This is a genomic window from Variovorax sp. YR750, from assembly GCF_900109805.1.
Taxonomy (GTDB): domain Bacteria; phylum Pseudomonadota; class Gammaproteobacteria; order Burkholderiales; family Burkholderiaceae_C; genus Variovorax; species Variovorax gossypii.
In genome coordinates this window covers 100,589-108,177 of the sequence record NZ_FOBJ01000022.1, presented here as the reverse complement: position 1 = coordinate 108,177, position 7,589 = coordinate 100,589, and the positions used below count along the sequence as shown (strand labels likewise).

Sequence of the window (7,589 nt, the reverse complement as noted above, 5' to 3'; positions counted from 1 at the left end):
AGCCGTCAGCGTGGTCTTGCCGTGGTCGACGTGACCGATCGTGCCCACGTTCACGTGCGGCTTGGTGCGGGTGAATTTACCTTTTGCCATTTTTCGACTCCGAAAAAAACGTTTCCAACGTATGCAGATGGGTTGCAATGCTGCTTTTGCAACCCCCAAAAACTGGTGCCCTTTGCGGGAATCGGACCCGCGACCTCTCCCTTACCAAGGGAGTGCTCTACCACTGAGCCAAAAGGGCTTTGTCTAACCAATCGCTTTTCCGGCGCCGAACCGGGTCTCTGGAGCGGGAGACGGGAATCGAACCCGCGTCATCAGCTTGGAAGGCTGGGGTTCTACCATTGAACTACTCCCGCATCGGGGGCACTCAAGGCACCCAAAGCGCGAAATCCAATCGCTCTTAGAAACCAAATTCATCGCTGGTGGAGAGGGCTGGATTCGAACCAGCGTACTCGTAAGAGGGCAGATTTACAGTCTGCTGCCATTAACCACTCGGCCACCTCTCCGGCGAACCTCGAAATATAGCACGGTTTTGTGACTACTCAGAAATCCATGCATCAACGAAGATGCTGGAGAACTGCTCGAGGCGTTAGCCCACGATTATCGCCTAAGTTTTCACCCCGCCGACCGCTGCGCCTCCCGCCAGGCACGTGCTTCGCCGAAATGACCGCAGCCGATGAACGGTACGGGCGGCCGCTGGGCCGAAAGAGGCGACGGATGATTCGACATCAGCACCTTATGGCGCTTAACGTCGATCAACGCCCGCTTACTTTGCGCGTGCGAGCCCCACAGCATAAAAACAACAGGTTTGGCACCGCTTGAAACATGCCGAATGACGGCATCCGTCAGCACCTCCCAACCACGCCCGGAATGGCTGGCCGGCTGAGCTTCCTCGACCGTCAGGCAGGTGTTGAGCAGCAGCACGCCATGCGTGGCCCACTTCACCAGGCTTCCGCCCGGGTTCGGAAACGGCGGCGGCGCCGTCCCCAGATCGCGCTGCAGTTCCTTGAAGATGTTCCGCAGCGACGGCGGCAGCGCCACGCCCGGCGCCACAGAGAACGCAAGCCCCTCGGCCTGACCGCGCCCGTGATACGGGTCCTGCCCCAGGATCACCACGCGCACATCCTCCGGCGGCGTGAGCTCCAGCGCCCTCAGCGGCTGCGGCGGAAAGATCACGGCGCCCGCGTCGAGCCGCTCGCGCAGGAAACCCAACAGCTTCTGCCCCACGGCGCCGCCGAAGAACTCGTCGACCAGCGGCTGCCAGCCCGCCGCCACCGGCCAGTCGGCAGGATCGCTGCTCGACAGCTGATCGGGCCGGCTCATTTGAACAGCGCAGCGAGGGCCTCGCCGGGCTCCTTGGCGCGCATGAAGGCCTCGCCGACCAGGAATGCGTTGACGCCGGCCGCACGCAGCGTGGCGACGTCCTCTCGCGTACCGATGCCCGACTCGGTCACCGGCAGGCGGTCGGCTGGCAGCTTCGGCAGCAGATCGATGGTCGCCTGGATCGACACCTCGAAATTGCGCAGATTGCGGTTGTTGACCCCGATCAGCGCCGTCTTCAGCCTGAGCGCGCGATCGAGCTCGGCCGCGTCGTGCACCTCCACCAGCACCGCCATGCCCAGCCCGCGCGCGATGGCTTCGTAGTCCTTCATCTGCGCGTCGTCGAGGCAGGCGGCAATCAGCAGGATCGCATCGGCGCCCATCGCGCGCGACTCGTACACCTGGTACGCGTCGACGATGAAGTCCTTGCGCAGCACCGGCAGGTCGCACGAGGCGCGGGCCTGCTTCAGATAGTCCACGCCCCCCTGGAAGAACTGCTTGTCGGTCAGCACCGAAAGGCAGGCCGCGCTGATCTCGCCATCGCCCTCCGCGTAGCTCTGGGCGATGTCGGCCGGAATGAAGTCCGCGCGCAGCACGCCCTTGCTCGGGCTGGCCTTCTTGACTTCGGCGATGACTGCGGCGTGGCCTGCCGCGATCTTGGCGCGCAGCGCGCCTTCGAAGTCGCGCGTCAGCACGCGGCTTTCCGCATCGAAGCGCACGGCCTCGAGCGGCGTGCGCTTCAGGGCCGCGGCTACTTCCTGGTGCTTGACGGCAACGATCTTGTCGAGGATGTCGGACATGACTTCTGGGGTTCCTGTTCTCTTGAAGCTCAGACGGCCGCGGACGCCTTGACCAGCTCGGCCAGCTTGGCTTTCGCCGCGCCGGAAGCGATGGCGGCGCGCGAGCGCTCCACGCCGGCCTGCACCGAATCGACCACGTTCGCCGCATAGAGCGCCGCGCCGGCATTCAGCAGCACGATGTCGAGCGCGGGGCCTGCCTGATTGTCGAGCACGCCCAGCAGCATTGCCTTCGACTGCTCGGGCGTCTCCACGCGCAGCGCGCGATTGCTGGACATCTGGAAGCCGAAGTCCTCGGGATGCAGCTCGTACTCGCGGATCTCGCCGTCCTTCAGCTCGCCCACCATAGTGGCGGCGCCGAGCGAGATTTCGTCCATGCCGTCGCGCCCGTAGACCACCACCGCGTGCTCGGCACCGAGCCGCTGCAGCGCCCGCACCTGGATGCCCACCAGATCGGGATGGAACACGCCCATCAGGATGTTCGGCGCGCCGGCCGGATTGGTCAGCGGCCCGAGGATGTTGAAGATGGTCTTGATGCCGAGTTCCTTGCGAACCGGCGCGACGTTCTTCATCGCCGGATGGTGGTTCGGCGCGAACATGAAGCCGATGCCGCATTCCTCGATGGAGCGCGCGATCTGCTCGGGCTTGAGGTTGATGTTCACGCCCAGCGACTCCAGCACGTCGGCGCTGCCCGACTTGCTCGACACGCTGCGCCCGCCGTGCTTGCTCACCTTGGCCCCCGCCGCGGCAGCCACGAACATCGAACAGGTCGAGATGTTGAAGGTGTGCGAGCCGTCGCCGCCGGTGCCCACGATGTCCACGAGGTTCGTCGTGTCCTTCACCGGCACCTTGGTCGACACCTCGCGCATCACCTGCGCGGCCGCGGTGATTTCGCCGATGGTCTCCTTCTTCACTCGCAGGCCGGTGATCAGCGCGGCCATCATCACGGGCGAGCACTCGCCGCTCATGATGAGGCGCACGATGTGCAGCATCTCGTCGTGGAAGACCTCGCGGTGCTCGATGGTGCGCTGCAGCGCTTCCTGGGGGGTGATCATGGAAAGTCTCCTCGGAGGTGAATCAGTGAGTCGTTCGTTCAGCGGCCGACGCGGACGGCGGCGGGCGCATCGGTGAACGCGAGCTTGAGGCCGAAGCCGATGAACAGCACGCCGGCGACGCGGTCGAGCCAGTGCATGCCTTTCTGCACCGCGCTGCGGCGCGCCATCCAGCCCGCCGCCAGGGCCCATCCCACGTTGACGGGAATGGCGTTGACGTTGAACAGCACGCCCAGCAGCACGAAGGCCAGCGCCTTGTTGTCGGTGCCCGGCGCGATGAATTGCGGCACGAAGGCCAGGAAGAACAACGCCACCTTCGGGTTGAGCACGTTGGTCCAGAACCCGCCCAGGAAGATCGGCTTGAGGCTGCGCTCCCCACTCACCGCCGCGGCGGCCGCGTCGAGGTCGGTGGGCGGCGCCGCTTTCGACATCAGCATGCGCACGCCCAGGTACAGCAGGTAGGCCGCGCCGATGTACTTGAGCACCGTGAAAGCCGTTGCCGAGGTCGCCATCAGCGTGCCCACGCCGACGGCAGCGGCAAAGATATGGACGAAGCAGCCGGCCGTGATGCCCAGCCCGGCCACGATGCCGGCGCGCACGCCCGAGCGCAGCGAGTTCGTCACGACGTAGAGCACGTCGGGCCCCGGGGTGAGATTCAGCAGCCAGCCGGCGGCGATGAATGCGAGCAGATGGGGAAGATCGGGCATCGCGCTCTCGTGGTTGTCAGGATTTGAAGAATGCTCTGATCGCTGCAATGGCCCGGTCGACGCCGGCGGCATCGACATCGAGGTGCGTCACGAAACGCAGCCGGTAGAGCCCCGTCGCGAGGATGCCCTGCGCATTGAGGCTCGCCAGCAGCTCCGAGGAGCGCGACTGGGCAGCCCCTGCGAGATCGACGAACACGATGTTCGTATGCGGCGCCTCCACCTTCAGCCCCTCGATACCTTCGAGCCCCTGCGCCAGGCGCTGCGCCAGCGCGTGGTCGTCGGCAAGGCGGTCGACGTGGTGATCGAGCGCATGCGACGCCGCTGCTGCCAGCAGGCCGGCCTGCCGCATGCCGCCGCCCGCCATCTTGCGGATGCGGTGCGCGCGGGCAATGAATTCGCGAGAACCGACCAGCGCCGAGCCGACCGGCGCGCCCAGCCCCTTGCTGAAGCACACCGACACGCTGTCGAAGCACTGCGCGATGCGGCGGGCTTCCGCACGGATGTCGCTGCGCTTGTTCAGCGCCGCCTGCGCCGTCGCGGCATTGAAGAGCCGCGCGCCGTCCAGGTGACGCTGCAGCCCCTTGCTCCTCGCAAGCTCGGTCGCGGCCTGCACGTACTCGAAGGGGAGCAGCTTGCCGCCCAGCGTGTTTTCCAGCGCCAGCAACCGCGTGCGTGCGAAGTGCGCGTCGTCGGGCTTGATGGCCGCCTCGATCTGAGCGAGCGGCAGCGTGCCGTCGGGCGCATGGTCGAGCGGCTGCGGCTGCACGCTGCCGAACACCGCCGCGCCGCCGCCTTCCCAGCGATAGCAATGCGCCTGCTGGCCGACGATGTACTCGTCGCCGCGCCCGCAATGCGACAGGATCGCGCACAGGTTGCTCTGCGTGCCGGTGGGCACGAACAGCGCCGCCTCGAAGCCCAGCATGGCCGCGATCTTTTCCTGCAGCGCGTTCACGCTCGGATCGGTGCCGAAGACGTCGTCGCCCAGGGGCGCCGCCATCATGGCCTCGCGCATCGCGGGCGTGGGTTGCGTGACGGTGTCGCTGCGCAGGTCGACGAGGGATGTACGGTCTGTCATGGTGGGCTAGTCCAGAAAGTTTTTCAGCATGGCGTGGCCGTGCTCGGTGAGGATCGATTCGGGATGGAACTGCACGCCTTCGATGCGCACGTCGTGCGCGAATCCGGTGTGCCGCACACCCATGATCTCGCCGTCGTCGGTCCAGGCGGTGACAGCCAGGGCCTTCGGGCAGCTCTCGCGCTCGATGGAAAGCGAGTGGTAGCGGTTGACGACGAACCTCTGGGGCAGGCCCGCGAACACGCCTTCCTGCGTGGTCGTGATCTCGCTGGTCTTGCCGTGCATGAGCTGCTGCGCGCGCACGATCTTGCCGCCGAACGCAGCGCCGATGGCCTGGTGGCCGAGGCACACGCCCAGGATCGGCAGCTTGCCCGCGAAGGCCTCGATGGCCGCCACCGACACCCCAGCTTCCGCCGGCGAACAGGGCCCCGGCGACACCACCAGCCGCGTCACGCCCGAGGCGATCAGCTCGCCGATCTGCTCCACGGTGATCTCGTCGTTGCGATGCACCTGCACGTCCGCACCCAACTCGCCGAAGTACTGGACGATGTTGTAGGTGAACGAATCGTAGTTGTCGATCATCAGCAGTTTCATGGCTTGCTCACAATCCGGTGCACGCCCTTGACGACGGGGAACACGTTGAAGTTGATCAGGAGGCCCAGCTTGAGGCCCGAGAGACGCAGCGCGGCAAACACCTGCGCGCGATGGAGGTCGGTCAGCACGTCGACCGACCTGAGTTCGACGATGACCGACTGCTCGATCACGAAGCCCGCGCGATACACCTCGCCGAGCGAACGGCCCTTGTAGCTGGCCGACAGCGCCACGTCGCGCGCGAAGCCGATCTCGCGCTCGGCGAGTTCGATGGCCAGCGCCGCTGCGTAGGCCGCTTCGTCGAGCCCCGTGCCAAGCACGCGCTGCACCTCGACGGCAGCACCGATGATCTCGTGCGAGAAGTCGCTCTGGGTATCAGGCACGGCGCTCATTCCAGCCCCTCCTCGACCAGCTCGGCCGCGCGCAGCAACGCACGCGCCTTGGCCTCGGTTTCCTTCCACTCCAGCTCGGGCACCGAGTCGGCCACCACGCCGGCTGCGGCCTGCACGTGCAGCATCTGGTCCTTCACGATGCCGGTGCGGATCGCGATGGCCACGTCCATGTCGCCCGCGTAGCTGATGTAGCCGCATGCGCCGCCGTACAGGCCGCGCTTGGTGGGCTCGAGCTCGTCGATGAGCTCCATCGCATGCACCTTCGGCGCGCCGGTCAGCGTGCCGGCCGGGAAGGTGGCCTTGAGCACGTCGATGGCGGTCATGCCGTCCTTCAGCGTGCCCTCGACATTGCTCACGATGTGCATCACGTGGCTGTAGCGCTCCACCGCGAAGGCCTCGGTCACCTTCACGGTGCCGGTCTTGGCGATGCGGCCGATGTCGTTGCGCGCGAGGTCGATCAGCATCACGTGCTCGGCGCGCTCCTTCGGGTCGTTGATGAGCTCGACTTCGGCGGCCTTGTCGAGCTCCAGCGACGCGCCGCGCGGGCGCGTGCCGGCCAGCGGGCGGATGGTGATCTTCTGCTCGCCCTCGCCCGTGTTCTCCTGGCGCACCAGGATCTCGGGCGAAGCGCCCACCACGTGGAAGTCGCCGAGGTTGTAGTAGTACATGTAGGGCGACGGGTTCAGCGAACGCAGCGCGCGGTACAGAGACAGCGGCGACTCCGTGTAGCGCTTGCTGATGCGCTGGCCCACCTGCACCTGCATGAAGTCGCCGGCGGCGATCATTTCCTTGGCGCGCTCCACCGCCGCAAGGTAGTCGGCCTTGGCGAAGCTGCGTTCGGGCGGATGCGGCTGCGTGGGCTTCACGACGGGCGCGCTCACCGAGTACTTGAGCTTTTCCTTCAGCTCGCGCAGGCGGCGCTTGCCGGTGGCGTATGCCTCGGGCTGCTTCGGATCGGCATAGACGATGAGGTACAGCTTGCCCGAGAGGTTGTCGATGACGGCCAGTTCCTCGCACTGCAGCAGCAGGATGTCGGGGCAGCCCAGAGCGTCGGGCGGGCAGGTCTTCTCGAGCTTGCGCTCGATGTGGCGCACGGTGTCGTAGCCGAAGTAGCCGGCAAGGCCGCCGCAGAAGCGCGGCAGGCCCGGCCGCAGCGCCACCTTGAACCGCTTCTGGTACTCGGCCACGAAGTCCAGCGGATTGCCCTTGACGGTCTCGACCACCTGCCCGTCGGTCACCACCTCGGTGACGGCTTCGGCGCCGAAGCCGCTGGCACGAAGCAGCGTGCGCGCCGGCAGTCCGATGAAGCTGTAGCGCCCGAAGCGCTCGCCGCCCACCACCGATTCGAGCAGGAAGCTGTGCTTGCCGCCGCCCTGCGAGTGGGCCAGCTTGAGATAGAGGGAAAGAGGCGTCTCGAGGTCTGCAAAGGCCTCGGCCATCAGCGGAATGCGGTTGTAGCCCTGGGCGCTGAGGCTCTTGAATTCAAGTTCGGTGATCACGGATACGTTCTCCAGTTGCCTGCGGCGCTCGTTCGGCCGGCGGCAAGGTCATTCACGGGTGGCCCGGTGTCGGCGTGCATGCCGGTCCGGAACCGCGGGCGCACGGCGTGCGCCGCGCAATCAAACAGTCAGCGAAGTATGGCGACGCCAGGGCCAGGCTCC

Annotated in this window: 9 protein-coding genes and 3 tRNA genes; all 12 read right to left on the bottom strand. The window is 66.3% G+C overall.

Translation table 11 applies throughout. The features are described from left to right. On the bottom strand, positions 1 to 90 hold a 90-nt coding region (locus BMY35_RS34125), incomplete at its 3' end, for a GTP-binding protein (protein WP_038111923.1). 73 nt (positions 91 to 163) lie between these two features. Beyond that, positions 164 to 238, bottom strand: a tRNA-Thr gene (locus tag BMY35_RS34120). A gap of 41 nt (positions 239 to 279) precedes the next feature. Beyond that, a tRNA-Gly gene (locus tag BMY35_RS34115) sits at positions 280 to 353 on the bottom strand. A gap of 64 nt (positions 354 to 417) precedes the next feature. After that, a tRNA-Tyr gene (locus tag BMY35_RS34110) sits at positions 418 to 503 on the bottom strand. A gap of 109 nt (positions 504 to 612) precedes the next feature. Beyond that, entirely contained in the window at positions 613 to 1,320 is a 708-nt protein-coding gene (locus BMY35_RS34105) for a uracil-DNA glycosylase (RefSeq protein WP_093209007.1), read from the bottom strand. Then, complete coding sequence (gene trpC / locus BMY35_RS34100) at positions 1,317 to 2,117, bottom strand: indole-3-glycerol phosphate synthase TrpC (RefSeq protein WP_093209004.1); 801 nt, start codon at positions 2,115 to 2,117, stop codon at positions 1,317 to 1,319. Before trpC ends, BMY35_RS34105 begins: the two co-directional genes overlap by 4 nt. Positions 2,118 to 2,146: 29 nt before the next feature. Beyond that, positions 2,147 to 3,169, bottom strand: a complete 1,023-nt coding sequence (gene trpD, locus BMY35_RS34095) for an anthranilate phosphoribosyltransferase (protein WP_093209002.1) — start codon at positions 3,167 to 3,169, stop codon at positions 2,147 to 2,149. Between the two features lie 38 nt (positions 3,170 to 3,207). Then, positions 3,208 to 3,873 (bottom strand): LysE family translocator, encoded by a 666-nt coding sequence (locus tag BMY35_RS34090; RefSeq protein ID WP_093208999.1) that lies wholly within the window; start codon positions 3,871 to 3,873, stop codon positions 3,208 to 3,210. 16 nt (positions 3,874 to 3,889) lie between these two features. Beyond that, positions 3,890 to 4,948 (bottom strand): low-specificity L-threonine aldolase, encoded by a 1,059-nt coding sequence (ltaE, locus tag BMY35_RS34085; RefSeq protein ID WP_093208996.1) that lies wholly within the window; start codon positions 4,946 to 4,948, stop codon positions 3,890 to 3,892. A gap of 6 nt (positions 4,949 to 4,954) precedes the next feature. Further along, positions 4,955 to 5,539, bottom strand: coding sequence for an aminodeoxychorismate/anthranilate synthase component II (locus tag BMY35_RS34080; RefSeq protein ID WP_093208994.1), 585 nt, complete (start codon positions 5,537 to 5,539; stop codon positions 4,955 to 4,957). After that, positions 5,536 to 5,928: a GxxExxY protein gene (locus BMY35_RS34075; RefSeq protein ID WP_093208991.1), complete on the bottom strand. Its 393-nt coding sequence runs from the start codon at positions 5,926 to 5,928 to the stop codon at positions 5,536 to 5,538. The genes BMY35_RS34080 and BMY35_RS34075 overlap by 4 nt, the downstream gene beginning before the upstream one ends. Beyond that, positions 5,925 to 7,427 carry an anthranilate synthase component I gene (gene trpE / locus BMY35_RS34070; protein WP_093208989.1) on the bottom strand — a complete coding sequence of 501 codons (1,503 nt, stop codon included), beginning with the start codon at positions 7,425 to 7,427 and terminating at the stop codon, positions 5,925 to 5,927. Before trpE ends, BMY35_RS34075 begins: the two co-directional genes overlap by 4 nt. Positions 7,428 to 7,589 lie beyond the last annotated feature (162 nt).

Bases quoted from the DNA above. Each gene is read 5' to 3' on its own strand.
- BMY35_RS34105 (WP_093209007.1), bottom strand. From the start codon at position 1,320: ATGAGCCGGCCCGATCAGCTGTCGAGCAGCGATCCTGCCGACTGGCCG.
- trpC (WP_093209004.1), bottom strand. From the start codon at position 2,117: ATGTCCGACATCCTCGACAAGATCGTTGCCGTCAAGCACCAGGAAGTA.
- trpD (WP_093209002.1), bottom strand. From the start codon at position 3,169: ATGATCACCCCCCAGGAAGCGCTGCAGCGCACCATCGAGCACCGCGAG.
- BMY35_RS34090 (WP_093208999.1), bottom strand. From the start codon at position 3,873: ATGCCCGATCTTCCCCATCTGCTCGCATTCATCGCCGCCGGCTGGCTG.
- ltaE (WP_093208996.1), bottom strand. From the start codon at position 4,948: ATGACAGACCGTACATCCCTCGTCGACCTGCGCAGCGACACCGTCACG.
- BMY35_RS34080 (WP_093208994.1), bottom strand. From the start codon at position 5,539: ATGAAACTGCTGATGATCGACAACTACGATTCGTTCACCTACAACATC.
- BMY35_RS34075 (WP_093208991.1), bottom strand. From the start codon at position 5,928: ATGAGCGCCGTGCCTGATACCCAGAGCGACTTCTCGCACGAGATCATC.